The sequence below is a fragment of the Mesorhizobium sp. BHbdii genome (assembly GCF_053848045.1).
In genome coordinates this window covers 505,467-523,691 of record NZ_JBSPKX010000002.1, presented here as the reverse complement: position 1 = coordinate 523,691, position 18,225 = coordinate 505,467, and the positions used below count along the sequence as shown (strand labels likewise).

Annotated in this window: 17 protein-coding genes and 2 pseudogenes; 8 read left to right on the top strand and 11 right to left on the bottom strand. The window is 63.3% G+C overall.

All coding sequences use genetic code 11. The features are described 5' to 3' along the window. Positions 1 to 371 precede the first annotated feature (371 nt). Both ACWTU8_RS15265 and ACWTU8_RS15260 read left to right on the top strand, forming a co-directional pair. Complete coding sequence (locus ACWTU8_RS15265; RefSeq protein WP_455848809.1) at positions 372 to 1,349, top strand: threonine ammonia-lyase; 978 nt, start codon at positions 372 to 374, stop codon at positions 1,347 to 1,349. Positions 1,350 to 1,436: 87 nt separating this feature from the next. Continuing rightward, positions 1,437 to 2,075: a glutathione S-transferase family protein gene (locus ACWTU8_RS15260; protein WP_455848808.1), complete on the top strand. Its 639-nt coding sequence runs from the start codon at positions 1,437 to 1,439 to the stop codon at positions 2,073 to 2,075. Between the two features lie 120 nt (positions 2,076 to 2,195). On the opposite strand, the gene ACWTU8_RS15255 is transcribed toward ACWTU8_RS15260, so the two are convergent. From ACWTU8_RS15255 to ACWTU8_RS15240, 4 genes are read right to left on the bottom strand one after another with little or no spacing between them, the layout of a single operon-like run. Then, positions 2,196 to 3,332, bottom strand: coding sequence for an ABC transporter permease (locus ACWTU8_RS15255; protein WP_065006548.1), 1,137 nt, complete (start codon positions 3,330 to 3,332; stop codon positions 2,196 to 2,198). Positions 3,333 to 3,340: 8 nt separating this feature from the next. Next, positions 3,341 to 4,261 (bottom strand): ATP-binding cassette domain-containing protein, encoded by a 921-nt coding sequence (locus ACWTU8_RS15250; RefSeq protein WP_455848807.1) that lies wholly within the window; start codon positions 4,259 to 4,261, stop codon positions 3,341 to 3,343. Beyond that, on the bottom strand, positions 4,258 to 5,211 hold the full coding sequence (locus ACWTU8_RS15245; RefSeq protein WP_455848806.1) for an HlyD family secretion protein: 954 nt from the start codon (positions 5,209 to 5,211) through the stop codon (positions 4,258 to 4,260). Before ACWTU8_RS15245 ends, ACWTU8_RS15250 begins: the two co-directional genes overlap by 4 nt. Continuing rightward, a complete protein-coding gene (locus ACWTU8_RS15240; RefSeq protein ID WP_455848805.1) occupies positions 5,208 to 5,906 on the bottom strand; it encodes a CerR family C-terminal domain-containing protein in 699 nt (232 codons plus the stop codon). Before ACWTU8_RS15240 ends, ACWTU8_RS15245 begins: the two co-directional genes overlap by 4 nt. 91 nt (positions 5,907 to 5,997) lie before the next feature. On the opposite strand from ACWTU8_RS15240, the gene ACWTU8_RS15235 reads away from it, so the two are divergent. The 3 genes and pseudogenes from ACWTU8_RS15235 to ACWTU8_RS15225 all read left to right on the top strand — a co-directional run. After that, positions 5,998 to 6,471, top strand: a complete 474-nt coding sequence (locus tag ACWTU8_RS15235) for a CYTH domain-containing protein (RefSeq protein ID WP_455848804.1) — start codon at positions 5,998 to 6,000, stop codon at positions 6,469 to 6,471. Further along, positions 6,468 to 7,409, top strand: a complete 942-nt coding sequence (locus ACWTU8_RS15230; protein ID WP_455848803.1) for a CHAD domain-containing protein — start codon at positions 6,468 to 6,470, stop codon at positions 7,407 to 7,409. The genes ACWTU8_RS15235 and ACWTU8_RS15230 overlap by 4 nt, the downstream gene beginning before the upstream one ends. 81 nt (positions 7,410 to 7,490) lie before the next feature. Next, positions 7,491 to 7,577: pseudogene (locus tag ACWTU8_RS15225) on the top strand (lipo-like protein); the annotation flags it as partial. Positions 7,578 to 7,637: 60 nt separating this feature from the next. Here the strand turns inward: ACWTU8_RS15225 and ACWTU8_RS15220 are convergent. From ACWTU8_RS15220 to ACWTU8_RS15200, 5 genes and pseudogenes are all read right to left on the bottom strand, one after another. After that, positions 7,638 to 9,656 carry an ABC transporter ATP-binding protein/permease gene (locus tag ACWTU8_RS15220; protein ID WP_455849069.1) on the bottom strand — a complete coding sequence of 673 codons (2,019 nt, stop codon included), beginning with the start codon at positions 9,654 to 9,656 and terminating at the stop codon, positions 7,638 to 7,640. A gap of 225 nt (positions 9,657 to 9,881) precedes the next feature. Continuing rightward, positions 9,882 to 10,738: pseudogene (locus ACWTU8_RS15215) on the bottom strand (SulP family inorganic anion transporter); the annotation flags it as partial. Between the two features lie 109 nt (positions 10,739 to 10,847). After that, positions 10,848 to 11,117: a helix-turn-helix domain-containing protein gene (locus tag ACWTU8_RS15210; protein WP_455848802.1), complete on the bottom strand. Its 270-nt coding sequence runs from the start codon at positions 11,115 to 11,117 to the stop codon at positions 10,848 to 10,850. Positions 11,118 to 11,295: 178 nt separating this feature from the next. Beyond that, on the bottom strand, positions 11,296 to 11,997 hold the full coding sequence (locus ACWTU8_RS15205) for a phosphatase PAP2 family protein (protein ID WP_455848801.1): 702 nt from the start codon (positions 11,995 to 11,997) through the stop codon (positions 11,296 to 11,298). 12 nt (positions 11,998 to 12,009) lie between these two features. Further along, positions 12,010 to 12,348: a hypothetical protein gene (locus tag ACWTU8_RS15200; RefSeq protein WP_455839269.1), complete on the bottom strand. Its 339-nt coding sequence runs from the start codon at positions 12,346 to 12,348 to the stop codon at positions 12,010 to 12,012. Between the two features lie 204 nt (positions 12,349 to 12,552). On the opposite strand from ACWTU8_RS15200, the gene ACWTU8_RS15195 reads away from it, so the two are divergent. Further along, on the top strand, positions 12,553 to 14,544 hold the full coding sequence (locus tag ACWTU8_RS15195; protein WP_455848800.1) for a PhoX family protein: 1,992 nt from the start codon (positions 12,553 to 12,555) through the stop codon (positions 14,542 to 14,544). A gap of 203 nt (positions 14,545 to 14,747) precedes the next feature. Beyond that, positions 14,748 to 14,975 (top strand): hypothetical protein, encoded by a 228-nt coding sequence (locus tag ACWTU8_RS15190; protein ID WP_455839271.1) that lies wholly within the window; start codon positions 14,748 to 14,750, stop codon positions 14,973 to 14,975. On the opposite strand, the gene ACWTU8_RS15185 is transcribed toward ACWTU8_RS15190, so the two are convergent. Both ACWTU8_RS15185 and ACWTU8_RS15180 read right to left on the bottom strand, forming a co-directional pair. Next, positions 14,947 to 15,708, bottom strand: a complete 762-nt coding sequence (locus tag ACWTU8_RS15185) for an ABC transporter permease (RefSeq protein WP_287337508.1) — start codon at positions 15,706 to 15,708, stop codon at positions 14,947 to 14,949. The genes ACWTU8_RS15190 and ACWTU8_RS15185 overlap by 29 nt on opposite strands. Next, positions 15,705 to 16,631, bottom strand: coding sequence for an ABC transporter ATP-binding protein (locus ACWTU8_RS15180; protein WP_029347888.1), 927 nt, complete (start codon positions 16,629 to 16,631; stop codon positions 15,705 to 15,707). The genes ACWTU8_RS15185 and ACWTU8_RS15180 overlap by 4 nt, the downstream gene beginning before the upstream one ends. Before the next feature lie 233 nt (positions 16,632 to 16,864). On the opposite strand from ACWTU8_RS15180, the gene ACWTU8_RS15175 reads away from it, so the two are divergent. Continuing rightward, positions 16,865 to 18,223, top strand: coding sequence for a cytochrome ubiquinol oxidase subunit I (locus tag ACWTU8_RS15175; protein WP_455848799.1), 1,359 nt, complete (start codon positions 16,865 to 16,867; stop codon positions 18,221 to 18,223). The last annotated feature ends 2 nt before the right edge of the window (positions 18,224 to 18,225 follow it).

Sequence of the window (18,225 nt, the reverse complement as noted above, 5' to 3'; positions counted from 1 at the left end):
AACAGCGGGTTACTGGTAGGCGCCGATCTATAACATCGATCATGAACGACAAGTGAGGTTCATGATGGCGCCGCTGACTGCGCGTGCGCGATTGGAGGTGGCGAAGGCGGCGGCCTTGGCGCGTTCGGCGTACGGCCGGGTAGGCACTGGACCCGGGCGTCTTGACGCGCTTCAACCACATTGCGCGCCAAGCACTTCTTGCCCCGCCACAAAACCATGTGCGCCGCCACGATGTTGTCAAAGTGGCCGGCTGCTGATGGGCCCGCCCCCCTTTCCTGCCCAAAGGCGAATTGTAACGGTCACATTTTTACAGTGGTGCGCGGCCTGGTTTTCCGTGCACCATGGGCGATCTCATTCTGCAGGACCTCCCCATGACCACCCCTCCCGGCATCGCCGATATCCGCGCCGCAGCATTGCGATTGTCCGGCTTGATAGTCGAAACGCCGCTGATCGAATCGCCGGAGCTGAACAAGCGCTTCGGTGCCAGGATCCTGTTCAAGCCGGAGACGCTGCAGCGCACCGGCTCTTTCAAGTTCCGCGGCGCCTATAACAAACTGTCGTCGCTGAGCGACGAGGAGCGCAGCCGTGGCGTCGTCGCCTTTTCGTCGGGCAATCACGCGCAAGGCGTCGCCGCGTCGGCGGCGATGTTCGGCGTCAAGGCGGTCATCGCCATGCCCACCGATGCGCCGGCGATGAAGGTCGGCAATGTCAGGAAAATGGGTGCGGTAGTGGTGCCGTTCGATCGTTTCCGCGATGACCGCATGACGGTGGTTCGCCCGTACGTGCAGAGGGGCATGGTCCTGGTCCCGCCATTCGACGATCCCGCCATCATCGCCGGCCAGGGCACGATCGGCCTCGAACTGATGGCGCAGGCGAAAGCGCTCGGCGTGAGCCTCGACGCCATTGTCATTCCCTGCGGCGGCGGCGGCCTGAGCAGCGGCATCTCGATTGCGGTCAAGGAGGCATCGCCGGCCACCGCCATCTGGGCGGCGGAGCCCGAGCATTTCGACGACACCTGTCGCTCACTGGCCAAAGGTGCCCGGGTTTCGATCGAACCCGGCCACACTTCGATCTGCGACGCGCTCCTCACCACCGAGCCGGGCGCGATCACCTTCGAGATCAACCGCAGGAATCTCGCCGGCGGCATTGCCGTTTCCGACAGTGCCGCGGCACAGGCCATGCGCGACGCCATGGCCCATCTCAAGCTGGTGGTCGAGCCCGGCGGCAGCGTCGGGCTGGCCGCGCTGTCATCGGGCGAGATCGAGCTATCAGGCAAATGCGTCGCCGTGGTGCTGTCCGGCGGCAATGTCGATTTCAGCACCTATGCTGAGATCATGGCGGCGGCATAGGGTGGCAAGCGGTTCCGGCTTCGCTCCGATGCCAAGCGTCATAGCGCTCCTGCGCGTCCAGTCGAACCATTCAAGGACTGACATGCAATGAAGCTGTACTTCAGCCGCAATCCCAATCCCCGCCTCGCGGTCGCGGTAGCGCGCTATCTCAATGCGAAGGTCGAGTTTGAATTCGCCTCCCCCTTCGCTCCCGGGCAGGCTGAGCGGTATCGCCCGCTAAATCCAAATCTTTCACTGCCCATACTCGTAGGCTCGGGAAAAAGCCTCTGGGAGGCCGATGCCATAGCCTGCCGGCTTTCACGCGACGCGCATTCGGATCTCTGGCGCACCGGCGACGATGAACCCGAGATGATCCGATGGCTCAGTTGGGGTAAGGAGAACTTCGCGAGAGCTTGCGACGTCGTGCATTTCGAACGCGGGACCAAACAGCGGTTTGGGCTCGGCCGGATTGATCAGCACCGGGTTGAAGAGGGGCTGAGAGACTTCCGCACGGCCGCTGCAACACTTGAGGCCGAGCTTTCCGAGCGAGAATGGCTGGTCGAAAATTCGGTTTCCTATGCCGACTTTCGAATGGCGACGTTTCTGCCCTTTAACGATGTCGCCAGATTGCCGCTCGGCGATTATCCTTCTGTCAGCCGCTGGTATCGTCAGTTTGAAGGAATCGACGCCTGGCGCAACCCTTTCCAAGGACTGGACGCGCCTGAATTGCCGCCGGTCCCGGGTTAGGCCAGACCCGCATAAATCTCGACCCGAATGATCATGCATCCAAGTGAGCTGAGCTGCTGTTCGCGTTGGAACTCCGCACTCCACCCATCTCGGCCATTTGCGTAGGCTGCTTGAGCTGGACTAGTCCAGCGTGCGGCGGAACCGCACCAGCGCCACGCCGGCAAACAGCGCCACGAACACGACGAGCCAGCCGATTTCGGTTGCGACCGCCGGCAGGTCGGCGCCTTTCAGCATCACCGCGCGGATAATGCGAAGGAAATGCGTCAGCGGCAGAATCTCGCCGAAGATCTGCGCCCAGCCAGGCATGCCGCGATAGGGGAACATGAAGCCCGACAACAGGATCGACGGCAGGAAGAAGAAGAAGGTGAGCTGGAGTGCCTGCATCTGTGTGCGCGCCATCGTCGAGATGGTGTAGCCGAGCAGCACCAGCGCCAGCACGAAGACCAGAACCGCCGATAGCAGCAGTGACAACGACCCGGTGAAGGGAACGCCAAACAGCAGCTTGGCCGCCGCCAGCACCACCACCACTTGAACGGCGCCGACCACCAGATAGGGCAGCACCTTGCCCAGCATGATCTCGAGCGGGCTGGAGGGCATCGCCAGAAGATTCTCCATCGTGCCGCGCTCGGTCTCGCGTGTCAGCGCGATCGAGGTCATCATCACCATCGTCATCTGCAGGATGACGCCGAGCAGGCCGGGCACGATGTTGTATTGCGAAATGCCTTCCGGATTGTAGCGTCGGTGGACAACGACCTCGAGCTGGCCTCGGGCGGTCTCGGCGGCCGTTTCCTGCATGCCGCGTGCCCGGAGCAACGCCTGGTTGGCCACGGTGCCGAGCGTCGAGATGGCGCCGCTGGCGACCGCCGGGTCGGTCGCATCAGCCTCGATCAGGATTTGCGGCTGGTCGCCGCGCTCGACTCGCCGGGCAAAATCGGCGGGAATGGTGACGACGAAGGCGACGTCGCCACGCGCCATCAGGAATTCGGCCTCGGCGGCACTTTGCACGACATGGTCGAACCTGTAATAGCCGGTGGTCTGCAGCGCCGAGACCATGGCCCGCGTGTAGGGATCGCTGCTCATCGCCACCAAGGCTGCCGGCAGGCTCTTCGGATCGTTGTTTATGGCGTAGCCGAACAGCACGAGCTGCATCAGCGGCACCCCCAGCATCATGGCGAAGGTGATGCGGTCGCGCCGCATCTGGATGAACTCCTTGATCAGCAGCGCGCCGAGCCTGGCGAAGGAAAAGACGCTGTTTATCCCGTTTCTCATCCCATGTTGTCCTTCGAGTCGGACATGAACTGGATGAACACATCCTCAAGGCTGGTTTCGCCCGGCGAAACCGTGACGCCTTTGTGATGTTTCTCGACATCGGCAAGTGCTGCCTTAAGCGCCTTCCTGTCGGAGCCGACGACATGCAGCGTCGCGCCGAACGGCGCCACCTGGTCGACGCCGGGGCGGCCGCTGAGTGCGGCAGCAACCCGATCGAGCTGCGGGCCCTGCACGACGAAGGTCGTCAGGCCGGCATTCCTGACCACCTCGTCGACCGTGCCGGTGGCCAGCATCTTGCCGTAGGAGATATAGCTGATGCGGTGGCAGCGCTCGGCCTCGTCCATGTAATGCGTGGAGACCAGAACGGTCAGTCCGCCGCTGGCCAGCCCATGGATCTCGTCCCAGAATTCGCGCCGCGCCTTCGGGTCGACGCCCGCCGTCGGCTCATCGAGCAACAGCAATCTGGGCTTGTGCATGATGCATGCGGCCAGTGCCAGCCGCTGCTTCCAGCCACCGGACAGCGTACCGGCCAACTGGTCCTTGCGCGAGGTGAGGCCAAGATCTTCCAGCGTCCTGCCGACATGCTCGTTAAGCGGCTTCAACCCATAGAGCCTCGCCACGAATTCAAGGTTCTCGGCGATGGTCAGATCCTCGTAGAACGAGAATTTCTGCGTCATATAGCCGACTTCACGCTTGATCCTCAGACTGTCGCTGCGGATGTCGAAGCCGAGCACCGTGCCTTCGCCCTCGTCCGGCGTCAGCAGGCCGCACATGATGCGGATGGTCGTCGTCTTGCCCGAGCCGTTCGGGCCGAGGAAGCCGACGATCTCGCCTTCGGCCACCGTCATCGTCACATGGTCTACGACGGTCTTGTCACCAAAACGCTTGACCAGGCCATGGACATCGATGGCGTTCATTTGCCGATATCCGCCAGATCGACATCGACGATCTGCCCCGGTTGCAGCGCGCTGGAGTCGCCCTCCGGCCGCGCCTCGACCAGATAGACCAGCTTCTGCCGGGTCTCGAGCGAGTAGATCACCGGCGGCGTGAATTCCGGGTCCGGCGACACATAGCTGATGCGCGCCTTCACGTCCGGCCCGCAGCCGTCGCAATGAACATTTAGCAGCGTGCCGACTTTCACCGACGAGAACGCACTTTCCGGCACATAGACGCTGAGCTTCACAGCGCCGTCCGGCAGCATCGAAATGACCGGCGCGGTCGGGCCGGCCGTGTCGCCCGGATTGCGGATCACATCGTTGACGCGGCCGGGCGACGGCGCCGCCAGTACGCGCTTCGACAGCCGCCAGCGCGCTTGCTCCAGCGTCGATTGCGCTTGGCTGACCTGATTCTCGGCCGCCTTGATCGTTTCGGGCCGTGCCGGCAGGCCGCCGACGGCGAGATTGGCTTCCGCCTGGCCGACCTGCGCATTGGCTGTCTCCAGCGTGGCCGAGGCGGTGTCAAAATCGGCCTGCGTGCCGGTGCCGCGTTTGAACAGGTCGCTGGCGCGGGTGTATTTGCGTTTGGCGTCGGCGGCCTGCGCCTTGGCCATGTCGACCTGCGCCTTGAGCACTTCAATCTCTTCCGGCCGCTTGCCGACCTGCAGGTCGGCGAGTTGCGCCTGCGCCTGGGCAAGGGCCGCCTCGGCTTGCGCGACGTCTATTCTTGCATCGGCGCTTTCCAGCGTCACCACCGGCGTGCCCGGCACGACGCGGTCGCCGCGCTTGATCGAAATCGTCTCGACCTGCGCCACCTCGATCGGCGCGAGCAGCACATAGTCGCCCTCGACATAGCCGACGGCGAGTGGTGCCGCTGGTGCGCAGGCACTGAAAAGCAGAGCGGCGAGCGGTAAAGAGCAGAGGAAACTCATGACCTTCGATCCTTCCGGGCGGCCAATATGGCCCCAAGGTTGTCCGTCACCGTCGCCGCAATCTTGACAGCCTCGGCGTCGCCGATCGCGCGCCAGCCCATGCGGCGCATCACCGCCTCGCGACCGATGCGGAAATAGACGACCTGGCCGATCAGCGTGAACACGGTGAGTCGGGTAGCCTCGCTTTCGGCCGGCTCGCCCGTCGCCTGCTCCCAGACCAGGCAGAGCCGGCGATGCGTCGGCTCAAACACCCCGTCATAGATGCGGTCGAGTGCCGCCGTCGGATGCGAAAGTTCACGCAGGACGAACTGCACGACCTCACCGGCCTCCGGCCTAGCCACGACGAAGGCCACCATCCGCTCCAATGCGGTGAACAGTTGTGCCCGCGCCGCTTCGGGGTCGCCCGCTTCTGAATCGCTCGGCGCCCGCAGATTGCCGATCGCCTGGCCAGCAATGGTCTGGATGGTGTCGACGATATAATCGGCCGCTGCCGCGCGAAGCCCTTCCTTGCCGCCGAAATGATAGGCGATCGAGCCGATATTGGCCTTGGCTTCAGCCGCGATCTCTCGCGTCGAGGTCCCGTCGAAACCTTGTCGTCCGAACAGCTTCAGCGCCGCGCGGACAAGTGCCGCGCGCGTCATGTCGGCGGGAGACGTCTCGCGACGTGGAATTTTGGCGTTCGTTAGCTTGGCCATGATCAGCAATTTAATCAATCGAATGATTAAAGTCAACCCTACGCCGTCTCCACCTTGCCATCTCCAGCCGCAGGCGCTTTAGTGCGAAGCCATGGTCAAGGAAATCGAGCGCAAGTTCCTGGTCTCCGGCAATGGGTGGCGGGATTTGGTCGAAGCGGACATCCGCATTCGCCAGTTCTATCTCGCCGCCACACCGGACCGCTCGGTGCGCGTGCGCGTCAGCAACGGCGCCTCGGCAAAGCTGACGCTCAAATTCGGCAGCAAGGTCCGCGAACGCGACGAATTCGAATATCCGATCCCTCTGGCGGAGGCGGAAGAGATGCAGGCCTTCGCGATCGGACATGTCATCGAGAAGACACGCCACCATGTTAGGCATCGCGGCCATCTCTATGAAGTCGATGTCTTCGGTGGGATGCTTGCGGGGCTGGTGGTTGCCGAGATCGAGACGCCCGAGGACGTGCCGGACGAAATGCTGCCAGACTGGCTCGGCCGCGAAGTTACCGGCGAGCAGAGGTTCTACAACGCGTCGCTCGCCCTCGGGGGGATTCCGGAGATCGCCGCATGAGTTATCGCATCGATCCGCGCCTGCCGTTGACCGGCGAGGTCAGGCGCATCCTCGCCGAGGAGATCGGCAAGGCGCTGGTCCACCTAGACGCGGCGCATGACAGGCCGGAGCAGGCGCTGCACAAATGCCGCAAGCGGCTGAAGAACGTGCGTGCCTTGCTGCGCTTGGTCCGTTCCGGCGCCGAAACGTTCTGCCTGACCGAGAACCAGTGCTACCGACAGGTGGCAGCCCTGCTTGCCGGTCCGCGCGAGGCGACCGCGCTGGTTGAAACCATCGACCGGCTGGCAGCAAGCTTTCCCGAACAGAGCGCTGGCGGCGGTCTCGATGCGGTGCGCGAGACGCTCGTCGCGCGTCAGCACGAATTGCATGGCGGTGTCGGCCTCGACGCTGCAATAACTGCCGCGATTGCCGCTTGCGAGGAGGGCATCAGCCGGATCGATATGCTGGCCTTGCCCGACCAGCCCGAACAGGCCGCCGATGTGCTTGCCGAAGGCGCCCGCATCACTCTGCGTCGCGCCAGAAAGGCGCTGGACAAGGCAAGCTCCCGCGGCGGGGCCGACGATTTCCACGATCTGCGCAAGGCGGCAAAGACCCACGGCATGCATCTGTCGTTGCTCGGAAGGCTGTGGCCGATGCCGATCAAGGCCCGGCGCAAGGCGGTTGACGAACTCGGCGAAAAGCTGGGCGAACTGCATGATGTGTTCGTCCTGCGTACGCTTCTCGATGCCGACGACCGGCCGCTCGGCTCTCCGCAGGAAACGCGACTCCTTGGCAAGCTGTTGAAGCGCTGGGAGAAAAGCCTGAAGAAGACCTGTCTCGCCGCCGCCGCCGATCTGTTCGGCGACAGCCCCAGGCGCTCGACAAGGAAACTCGCGCGCAAGGCGCGCGACGATCTGGCCGCTGCGTCGCAGGAGGACGCTGCCGCGCCCGGCGGCTGATTGGCCCTATTGCATTTAGCGAATAGCCTCTCACCCGGATTGCCAACCGAATTGCGAAGGGCAATTCGGGACAGTCAGACCGACCTGCCGCCCTTTTTCCGCATCGTCAAGCCAACGCTGGAATACGGGTTCGACCACTGGGCCGTGACGTGGGGCGGCAAGGCCGCCGAAAGCGGGGTTTTGCCTGGCCGCAGACCGGGTGGATTTCAGTTTTGGGATGGCGCCGCCTTACTCCAGCTCATGTGGCTTTTCGATCGGAGCGCCGGTGCCCCACAAGGCGCGCGCGAGCAAGTTCCGTCTGCCCTTGCGCGAAACAAGGTCGATGTCGCTGACAAGAATCGCGCCGCCGTCGCGCCGCTCCAGGGTGATCTTGCGGCTGTGGTAGGCTTCCAGCTCGGCGCGGTGCGCCACGCTGATGATGGTGACATCAGGCAATTCGTGGATCACCGTCTCCATCATCTTGTCCTGGCTCTTCTCGTCGAGCGCCGACGTCGCTTCGTCCAGCACGATGATATCGGGACTGTGCAAAAGCAGACGTGCGAAGGCGAGCCGCTGTTTTTCGCCGCCCGACAAGATCTGGTCCCAGGGCGCGTCTTCCTCGATCTTGCCCTTCAGATAATCGAGGCCCACCTTGTCGAGGGCGACGTTGATCTCGGCAATCGTCCAGTTGTCGGCGGGGGCGGGATAGGCGACCGCGCGGCGAAGCGTCCCTATCGGGACATAGGGGCCTTGTGGCAACATGAACAGCCGGCTGTCGGCATGGAAATCGACGCTGCCGCCGCCCCAAGGCCACAGACCCGCGACGGCCCGCACCAGCGTGCTCTTGCCTGTCCCGGATTCGCCTGAAACCAGCACCCGCTCGCCCGGTTCGATCTCGACCTCGGTCTCCTTGACCACGCCGGTGCCGTCGTCGAGCGACACGGAGAGATTGTTCAGGCTGAGCATCGCACCGTCTTCGGTTTCGCCGTGCTGGATGCGGCCCAGGGTGTCGCTCTGTTCCGCGCGCTCGAGCCCGTCGAGCGACATCATCAGCGAGGCTATGCGCCGCGCGGAGGCGTTCCAACCGGCGAGACGGGGGTAGTTGTCGACCAGCCATCCGAACGCGCCCTGCACGATGGCGAAGGCGGAGGCAGCCTGCATGACCTGCCCAAGGGTCATGCTGCCTTCGAGAAATTTTGGCGCGCAAAGCAAGATCGGCACGACCGGCGCAAACAGGCTCGACCCCTGCGACACCAGCGCCGTGCGCATGTGCTGGCCAGTAAGCAGCGCCCATTGCCCGAGCACATAGGCGAACGTTTTGTCGATGCCGCTGCGCTCCTCCTCCTCGCCGCCGAGCAATGCGATGCTCTCGCCGTTTTCCCGCACGCGCGTTAGCGTGTAGCGGAACTCGGCTTCCGCCTGATTTTTCTCCTCGGAGAGATGGACGAAATGGCGGCCAATGACCACCATCGAGGTGGAGGTGATGGCGGCATAGATCACCGCGGTGATGACGAGAAAGCCGGGAATGGTGACGCTCGAACCTCCGATCGGCAGGGTCAGCGCGCCGCCGATCGTCCACAGCACCACGATGAAGGTCGAGGCCGACAGAAACGCGTTGAGGACACCGGCGATGAAATCGACGGGCGATTCGGTAGCAATCCGCAGATCCTCGGAGATGCGGGCTTCGGGGTTCGTGTGGTCGCCGGCGACGAGGTTCAGCTGATAATACCGGCCGTTGGCGAGCCAGCGCGCGATGACTGATGTGGTGAGCCACGAACGCCAGCGGCGCTGGATCGTCATGCGAAGATAGACCTGTGCTACGACAAGGCTTCCGCTTCCGAGTACGAGCGGCACGAACACGGCGCTCAGGAAATAAATGGTGCGGGCGTTGCGTTGCTCGATGGCGTCGAAAATCGCGCGGTTCCAGACATTGATCCCATACTGGAAACCGACATTGACGCATATCAGGATCAACAGCCCGATCGTGAGCGGCCAGGCGAAACTGTCGCCGCGCCGGCTCCAGTAACCGCGCGCGCTGATCCAGAAACGCCTTAGCAGATATTTCTTGCGCGCCCGCTCGGCCTCTTCGGGGGTCAGCTGTGGATCGGGTTCGACGACTTCCGGCGGGGGCGCGGCTTCGCCGACGACCTCGGACGCGGCTTCGGCAGTCGATGCCTTCTCTTCGCTCGATTTCTCCTGACGCGGTGTCTGGGCATCGCGCGATCTGGCGCCGTCGACCGATCTCGGTTTGGATTTCGCCTCGGACATACGGCCGACAACGGCCCAAAAATCAAAAGGTTTCATGATGCCCGCTCGATCCAGCAGCCAGCAGCGCCAAGGCTCCCGGTGTTCCAATACTCGCAACAGTCGCGCCTATGGTCGTTCTCGAATGACAGCCTTTGACCTGTCGAGTGTCGGCCATGGATCAAAGTGACATTCAGCAATGGGATAGCTTGTGCCAACAGGTGGCCACCGGCCGGCAAATCCTGGTTGCTAATCCGTCTCTGGTTTGCCCTTCAGTTGCGCCCGCGCATCCCTGATCGAGGCGGCGTATGTCACCAGCGGCCGCTTGACGCCGTGGTTGATCAGCATGCGACGTGTCTGCGGCGAAGCGCCTGATATAATGAAGCGCACGCCGGCGCGCCTGGCCTTGTGCGCGGCGCCCTCGATGACATTGGCCGCCGTCGAATCAAAGAACGGCACCGCCGAGCAGTCGAGGATGAAGTTCCGGCGCTGGTCGGCGATGCGGTCGAGTACCGCACCGACAGTCGAGGCGGCGCCGAAGAAGAAGGCGCCCGAAATCCTGTAAACGACGGTGTCGGCATCGCTAGCCTCGCTGGCATCGTAGGCGCTGGCCTGGTCGGCGACATCCTCCTGCACAAGTGACGACGGCCTCGACGGCGATGCTCTTGGCCATGCGGTCGATGAACAGGATCGAGCCCGGGGCGAAACCGACGACGATGCCTTCGGGGTGAGGTCACGGAAGATGACGATCAGGAAGGTCGCCAGCAGCACCAGCGCGTCGCCACGCGAAGCCCGCAGCATGTGAGGAAGGCCTGCTTTTCGAACATTTTGCAGCACACCACTGCCAGCACGCCGGCCAGTGCCGCCAGCGGGATGTAGCTGGCCAGCAGTGCCGCCACCAGTATCAGAGAAAGCAGGATGGCCGAGTGGATCATGCCCGAAACCGGTCCATGCGCGCCGGCCCGCACATTGATCGCCGTGCGTGCGATGGTGCCAGTGGTGCAGATGCCGCCGAACAGGGCGGACGCGATGTTGGCAAAGCCCTGCGCCACGAGTTCGCAATTGGAGCGGTGCCGCCTTCCTGTCATGCCGTCGGCGACAACGCATGTCGCCCAAAAGTGCACAGCGGTTTTGGGACAATGACATGCATAAAAACCAAGGAGGCGGCGGGATCGTCGGCAGGACTGTCGGCGGTCGCCGTCGCGACTTTGCGGCTCAGCCTGGCGGCTTCTTCGGCACGATCGGCTTGAGGCGCACTCCCCTGCCGCCGCGCTCGCTGGCCTGGTTCTCGCCGATCAGTTCCACGCCGGCCTCATCGAGAGCCTGGATGACCTTCATCAGCGTGTCGACCACGCCCCTGACGACGCCGTCGCTCGCTTCCATATGCTGAATGGTGGGAAGCGAAACCCCGGCGCGCTGGGCGAGCGTCTTCTGATCGATGCCGGCCAGCGCCCTCGCGGCGCGCATCTGCGCGGCAGTGATCATCGGCTAACCCCCGTCTGAGTCTACAGGTCCATGTATAAAACCAAGCATCATGATGCACATGTCACACATGCACACCGGACCATTTGCGTCCTGCAGAGCCTGCGCGCCAGCTGGGACAGCAGGCCCCAGCGCCGCAACTTCGAGGAGAATTAGCGCAGCGTCGTTCTGAACGGCCGGTTCAGCCGCCGTCGCTCTGCCCGCGCCATCGCTGTAGCGCCCATGCGGCCAGCCAGCACAGCATCGCCCAGGCGAAGCCGGCGCACCAGCCGGCCAGCACGTCGGATGGCCAATGAACGCCGAGATAGACGCGGCTGATGCCGACCAGCAGGGTCGTCAGCACCGCCAGCGACAGCACGTAAATCTTCGTCGTTCGCCCAGGCAGGAAGCGCGACGCCATGCTGCCCAGCGTCAAATATGTCACCGCCGACAGCATCGCATGGCCGCTCGGAAACGAAAGCGATGCCACGTCGGCGAGATGCGAGACCAGATCGGGGCGCGGCCGGTCGATTCCGAGCTTCAGCGTGCTCGACAGGGCCTGCCCGCCCGCCACCGCGACGAGGACAAGAAACGCTGGTCCCGGCTTGTGGATCAGCAGCAGATAGACGATCACGGCGGCCGTGATCAGCACGAGCACGCTGGCGCTGCCGAGGCTGGTGATGTCGCGCATCGCCCCTTCCAGCCATAGCGGTCCGATCGGATTGTCGGGCTGGCCCGCTTCACGGAAGGCGAGCAGGATTTCCGTATCGAAGGCGTGCGGCGTGGTGTCTCGCGCCACCTCCATCAGTTCCTCGAACCCCCACAGTCCGCCGGCGATGATCAGTCCGGCCAGCAGCACCGGGAATTCGATCCAGTTGAGCAGCTTGCTTGCGGTATTCTTCATCGGCCCTCGCAGTTACGGCCTTTGCAGATAGGGACCGAGCGTGATCAGCGCCACCGCTGCGACGGCGAGCACGATGCCAGTGGCCTGCAACGTATTGACGCGCTCGCCGAAGAACACCAGTGCCACCACGTTCACCGACACCAGCTGGATCACCGCCGACAGGCTGAACGACACCGACATGCCGAATTCACGGATCAGCCTCAGCATGATCAAATTGCCCGCCGAATACAGCGCCAAAGTCAAAACTATCTTGCCGAAGCTCGGCGCCAGTCCCCATTGCTTGGCCGCCGTCGCTGCCAGCAGGAAGATCACCGTCGAAATGCCGAGCTGCCCCAGTCCCCAGAAACTCACTTTTGTCCCTCTCGACGCGGTCCTTCTGCGCCTGCCGCTGATCTTGTTTCCGAAGCGCCGGTCGCGGTCAAGCGAGGCTGATCATGGACACGAAATCGGGGCTGGAAATTGGCCGGCAGCGTCATCAAACTGTGACCTGCCGGCGATACGCGGTCAGTCAAGCAGCACGCTCAAGCCATCCAAAAGAAAGCCAGAGGCAAGCCCATGACAGGACATCGCTCCCCCGACACCCATTTCCGCACCAGCCTGCTCGAGGAAAACGATGGGCCAGGAACCAATCCCACCGACAACCAGACAATGGGCGAGATCATCGCCGCACGTTTCTCGCGCCGTGGTTTCCTGCAGGGATCGCTCGCGGCAACCGCCATCGCCGCCACCGTCAGCCCGCTGGCGCTGATCCTCGCCGACGATGCCCGCGCAGCCGGCGGCTCGGCCTTCAGCTTCGACGAGGTCGAGGCGGGCGTCGATGACAAGCATCATGTCGCCGCCGGCTACGACGCCGACGTGCTGCTGCGCTGGGGCGATCCGCTGTTCCCCGATTCGCCGGACTTCGATCCGGCAAAACAGTCGGCCCAGGCCCAGGAAAGACAGTTCGGCTACAATAATGACTATGTCGGCTATATCCCGATCGACGGCTCGGCCGAGCATGGCCTGCTGGTGGTCAACCACGAATACACCAATCCGCATCTGATGTTCCCGGGCCTCGTCACCATCGTCGAGGGCGAGGCCAAGCAGGCGCCGCTGAGCAAGGAACAGGTCGATATCGAGATGGCCGCGCATGGCGGCACCATCGTCGAGATCCGCAAGATATCAGGCAAATGGCAGGTGGTGCGCGACGGCAAGCTCAACCGCCGCATCACCTCCAACACCGAGATGGCACTGTCCGGCCCCGCCGCCGGCCACGACCGCGTCAAGACCAGTGCCGATCCGACCGGCGCGAAGGTCTTCGGCACCGTCAACAACTGTGCCGGCGGCGTCACTCCCTGGGGCACCTACGTCATGGCCGAGGAAAACATACACGGCTATTTCTCGGGCGAGCTGCAGGAAGGCCACAAGGAAGCCGCCAACTACAAGCGCCTGGGGATTCCCGAAGGCGCCTATGAATGGGCTACGCATTACGACCGCTTCGACATCGGCAAGGAGCCGAACGAGCCGAATCGCTTCGGCTGGATCGTTGAGGTCGACGTCAACGATCCGACCTCGGTGCCGCGGAAGCGCACTGCCATGGGCCGCTTCAAGCATGAGGGCGCTGAATCGATCGTCGCCAAGGATGGCCGTGTCGTCTTCTATCTCGGCGACGACGAACGCTTCGACTATGTCTACAAATTCGTCACGGCCGGCAAATTCAACGCCGAGGACCGCGCCGCCAACATGGATCTCCTCGACGCCGGCACGCTCTATGTCGCCAAATTCGCCGAGGACGGGTCGATCGAATGGCTGCCCATCGTCTTCGGCCAGGGCCCGCTGACGGCGGAGAACGGCTTTGCCAGCCAGGCCGACGTGCTCATCGAGACGCGCCGTGCCGCCGATCTGCTCGGGGCCACCAAGATGGACCGCCCCGAGGATATCCAGCCGAATCCGACGACTGGCAAAGTCTACGTCATGTTGACCAACAATTCTAAACGCAAGACGGACCAGGTCGATGCCGCCAATCCACGCGCCGAAAACGCTTTCGGCCACATTATCGAGATCGTCGAGGACGGTGGCGATTTCACTGCCACCAAGGGCAAATGGGAAGTGCTGTTGAAATGCGGCGATCCCTCGGTAGCCGAAGTCGGCGCCACCTTCTCGACCGCAACCACCGCCAATGGCTGGTTCGGCATGCCGGATAATTGCGCCTTCGATTCAGCCGGCCGGCTTTGGGTCGCCACCGATGGCCAGGGCCCGAAGGCGACCGGCCGCACCGATGGCCTGTGGGCGGTCGACACCGAAGGCGAGGCGCGGGCGACATCAAAGCTGTTCTTCCGCGTGCCGATCGGCGCCGAACTGTGCGGCCCGCTATTCACGCCCGACGACCAGACCGCCTTCGTCGCGGTTCAGCATCCGGCCGATGGCGGCGAAGACTGGGCGGCTTTTGGCCGTCCCTCTTACTACGAGGACCCGTCGACCCGCTGGCCTGACTTCAAGCCCGATATGCCGGTGCGGCCGTCGGTCGTCGCCATCACCAAACAGGGCGGTGGCAAGATCGCGGTCTAGAGATCATCGCGCTCCCAGGTCCATGCTGGTAATCGTTGGGGAGGGGTTTTGGCTCGACCGAAGCCCCTCCTTTTTTATGCCCGCTTGCCAATTTATTCCCAATTGCCAACGGCTTCCGTTCAATTCTCGCTGCCACCAATGATTCGAAGCCCGCGGGCTTGCGGGTATCCCAATTCCGAAGCGCGGCACGCGGAATCTCGACCATGCCCTCCTTGCGCAATCATTTCGACCGCCTGCTCGAGGGCGCCGCGCCCAAGGTCACCCGGCAGGAGCTGACCCATGCCGAGCGCCTGGCGCTGGTCCGCCGGCATGGCGATTTCTCGCTCGCCTATTCGACCGCCGTCCAGGGCAATCTTTCAGGGGATGCCGGCCTAGCCCACGGCTCAGCCTGCTGTAAGCCGGTCAGTTCCGCAGCCGGTAGCCGGTCCTGAAGATCCACGCGACGATCGCTATGCAGATAAGCAGGAAAACGACGGTCATGCCGAGGCTGATGCCGATCGAGACGTCGGATTTGCCGTAGAAACTCCAGCGAAAACCGCTGACCAGATAGAGGACGGGGTTGAACAGCGTCACCGTGCGCCAGATGCCGGGCAGCATGTCGATCGAATAGAAGCTGCCGCCAAGGAAGGTAAGCGGCGTGATGATCAGCAACGGCACCAGCTGCAGCTGCTCGAAGCTTCTCGCCCAGATGCCGATGATGAAACCGAACAGGCTGAAGGTCACCGACGTCAGCACCAGGAAGGAGAGCATCCAGAACGGATGCTCGATAGTCAGCGGCACGAACAGCGACGCCGTCGCCAGGATGATCAGGCCGAGTATGATCGACTTGGTCGCCGCACCGCCGACATAGGCAATGATGATCTCCAGATAGGACACGGGCGCCGACAGCAATTCGTAGATCGAGCCGACGAATTTCGGGAAATAGATGGCGAAGGAGGCGTTGGAGATCGACTGCGTCAGCAGCGACAGCATGATCAGCCCCGGCACGATGAAGGCGCCGTAGCTGATGCCGTCGATCTCGGTGATGCGCGAGCCGATGGCCGAGCCGAAGACGACGAAATAGAGCGATGTCGAGATGACCGGCGAGACGATGCTCTGCAGGACGGTCCGAAAGGCGCGCGCCATCTCCATCTTGTAGATCGCCCAGACTGCTCGCAGGTTCATGCGTCCTTCCTCACCAGGTTGACGAAGATCTCCTCGAGCGAGCTGTTTTGCGTGTCGATATCGCGGAACTGGATGCCGGCCGTCTCAAGGTCGCGGAGCAGCGAGGCGACGCCCGGCCGTTCGCTCTGGTTGTCATAGGTGTACGTCAATCGATCACCGTCCGGCGAAAGCTCCAGCGCGTAGCGCGAAAACGTCTCGGGTATGGTGGCGAGCGGACTGCGCAATTCCAGCAACAGCCTTTTGCGGCCGAGCGTGCGCATCAGTTCGGCCTTGTCCTCGACCAGCACGATTTCGCCGCGATTGATGACGCCGACGCGGTCGGCCATCGCTTCGGCCTCCTCGATATAGTGTGTGGTCAGGATGATGGTGACGCCATCCTCGCGCAGCCGGCGCACCATCGCCCACATGTCCTGGCGCAGCTCGACGTCGACCCCGGCTGTCGGCTCGTCGAGGAACAGCACTCTCGGTTCGTGCGACAACGCCTTGGCGATCATCAGCCGCCGCTTCATGCCGCCGGACAGGGTGATCGCCTTGGCGTCCTTCTTGTCCCACAACGACAGGTCGCGCAGCACTTTCTCGACGAAGGCGGGGTTGGCTGGCTTGCCGAATAGGCCGCGGCTGTAACTGACAGTCGCCCATACGGTCTCGAACGCGTCGATGGTCAGTTCCTGCGGCACCAGCCCGATGAGGCTGCGCGCGGCGCGATAATCCCGGCCGATATCGTAGCCGTCCACGGTGACCGTGCCCGACGAGCGGTTGACGATACCGCAGACGATCGAGATCAGCGTCGTCTTGCCGGCGCCGTTCGGCCCGAGCAGCGCAAAGATCTCGCCACGCTCGATGTCGAGGTTGATCTCCTTCAGCGCCTTGAAACCGGTGGCGTACGTCTTGGTGACCCCGGAAATGGAAATGATCGATGGCATGGCTGAAAAAAACGGCTGCTTGAAAGGAGAACTGTTGATTTTAGTCCGCTGAATGTCGGTGCGCGCAGCCGGAAGTCAATGGCACTCCTGACAGTTCTGGACATCGGCATGCGAAGACGCATCCAGCGCTGCCGCAGTCCTGCGGCGTTCCGCCTCGCGTGACGCCACGCCGCTTTGACCGTTTAGCGCATCCGGCCTATCTTCTGCGACATAAGCAGCAGCCGGAGCCCACTATGGACCCGCTCATCCTTTCGCGCATTCAATTCGGCGCGAACATCTCGTTCCATATACTGTTTCCGGCTATCACCATCGCGCTTGGCTGGATGCTGCTGTTCTTCAAGCTTCGCTACAACGCCACAGGCGATACCGCCTGGATGCGCGCCTATTTCACCTGGGTGAAAGTGTTCGCGCTGTCCTTTGCCATGGGCGTGGTTTCGGGCGTCACCATGAGCTTCCAGTTCGGCACCAACTGGCCGGGTTACATGGAGACCGTCGGCAACATAGCCGGCCCGCTGCTCGCCTATGAGATACTCACCGCCTTCTTCCTCGAGGCGGCGTTCCTCGGCATCATGCTGTTCGGCTTCCGCCGCGTCTCCAACCGCACCCACACGCTGGCAACCGTGCTGGTGGCCGGCGGCACCACCCTGTCGGCCTTCTGGATCATCGCGCTCAATTCCTGGATGCAGACGCCGGTCGGCTTTGAGATGCGCAACGGCGTAGCGCACGCAACCGACTGGTGGGCGATCGTCTTCAACCCGTCGATGCCCTACCGGCTCGTCCACATGCTGCTTGCCTCCGGCCTGACGGTTTCGTTCCTGATCGCTGGCCTGTCGGCGCTGCGCTATCTCTATGGCGACCGCTCGGAATCGATGTGGAAGGCCTTGCGCACCGGTGTCTTCACCGCGGCGATCCTGATCCCCATCCAGATCTTCGCCGGCGACCAGCATGGCCTCAACACGCTCGAGCATCAGCCGCAGAAGATCGCCGCCATGGAGGCCAACTGGAACACCGGCCCCAATGTGCCGCTGGTCCTTTTCGCGCTTCCCGACGAGGCGGTAAGGGAGAACAAATTCGAAGTCGCCATCCCCGACGGCGCCAGCCTCATCCTCAGGCACAGCGCCAGTGGCGTCGTGCCGGGGCTGAACGACTATGCCGGCAACCATCCGCCGGTCTTCCCGGTGTTCTGGGCTTTTCGCATCATGGTCGGCACCGGCGTCCTGATGCTCGTCGTCTCCTGGTCGGCCGCCTTTTTCCTTAAGCGCCGCCACACCCTGCCGAAACCGCTGGCGCTGGTTATGGTGCCGATGGCGCTGTCCGGCTGGCTGGCGACGCTGGCCGGCTGGTACACCACCGAGATCGGTCGCCAGCCCTGGCTGGTCACCGGTGTGCTCAAGACCGTCGATGCGGTCGGCCCGGTCGCCGGCAGCCAGGTCGCGCTCTCGCTTGCGGTCTATCTCATCCTCTACGCGCTGCTTCTGATCGCCTATCTCGGCGTGCTGGTCTATCTGGCGCTGAAGGCGGCGAAGGACGGCGATACCTCGCCGCTGCCGGGCGTTCTCGATGCGGCGCTGTCGCAACCGGCGGCAAAATAGGG

Excerpts from the sequence above, each read along its gene's own strand:
- ACWTU8_RS15260 (WP_455848808.1), top strand. The coding sequence starts at position 1,437 with ATGAAGCTGTACTTCAGCCGCAATCCCAATCCCCGCCTCGCGGTCGCG.
- ACWTU8_RS15240 (WP_455848805.1), bottom strand. The coding sequence starts at position 5,906 with ATGGCCAAGCTAACGAACGCCAAAATTCCACGTCGCGAGACGTCTCCC.
- ACWTU8_RS15230 (WP_455848803.1), top strand. The coding sequence starts at position 6,468 with ATGAGTTATCGCATCGATCCGCGCCTGCCGTTGACCGGCGAGGTCAGG.
- ACWTU8_RS15180 (WP_029347888.1), bottom strand. The coding sequence starts at position 16,631 with ATGCCATCGATCATTTCCATTTCCGGGGTCACCAAGACGTACGCCACC.
- ACWTU8_RS15195 (WP_455848800.1), top strand. The coding sequence starts at position 12,553 with ATGACAGGACATCGCTCCCCCGACACCCATTTCCGCACCAGCCTGCTC.
- ACWTU8_RS15250 (WP_455848807.1), bottom strand. The coding sequence starts at position 4,261 with ATGAACGCCATCGATGTCCATGGCCTGGTCAAGCGTTTTGGTGACAAG.
- ACWTU8_RS15175 (WP_455848799.1), top strand. The coding sequence starts at position 16,865 with ATGGACCCGCTCATCCTTTCGCGCATTCAATTCGGCGCGAACATCTCG.
- ACWTU8_RS15220 (WP_455849069.1), bottom strand. The coding sequence starts at position 9,656 with ATGTCCGAGGCGAAATCCAAACCGAGATCGGTCGACGGCGCCAGATCG.
- ACWTU8_RS15185 (WP_287337508.1), bottom strand. The coding sequence starts at position 15,708 with ATGAACCTGCGAGCAGTCTGGGCGATCTACAAGATGGAGATGGCGCGC.
- ACWTU8_RS15245 (WP_455848806.1), bottom strand. The coding sequence starts at position 5,211 with ATGAGTTTCCTCTGCTCTTTACCGCTCGCCGCTCTGCTTTTCAGTGCC.
- ACWTU8_RS15265 (WP_455848809.1), top strand. The coding sequence starts at position 372 with ATGACCACCCCTCCCGGCATCGCCGATATCCGCGCCGCAGCATTGCGA.
- ACWTU8_RS15190 (WP_455839271.1), top strand. The coding sequence starts at position 14,748 with ATGCCCTCCTTGCGCAATCATTTCGACCGCCTGCTCGAGGGCGCCGCG.
- ACWTU8_RS15205 (WP_455848801.1), bottom strand. The coding sequence starts at position 11,997 with ATGAAGAATACCGCAAGCAAGCTGCTCAACTGGATCGAATTCCCGGTG.
- ACWTU8_RS15210 (WP_455848802.1), bottom strand. The coding sequence starts at position 11,117 with ATGATCACTGCCGCGCAGATGCGCGCCGCGAGGGCGCTGGCCGGCATC.
- ACWTU8_RS15235 (WP_455848804.1), top strand. The coding sequence starts at position 5,998 with ATGGTCAAGGAAATCGAGCGCAAGTTCCTGGTCTCCGGCAATGGGTGG.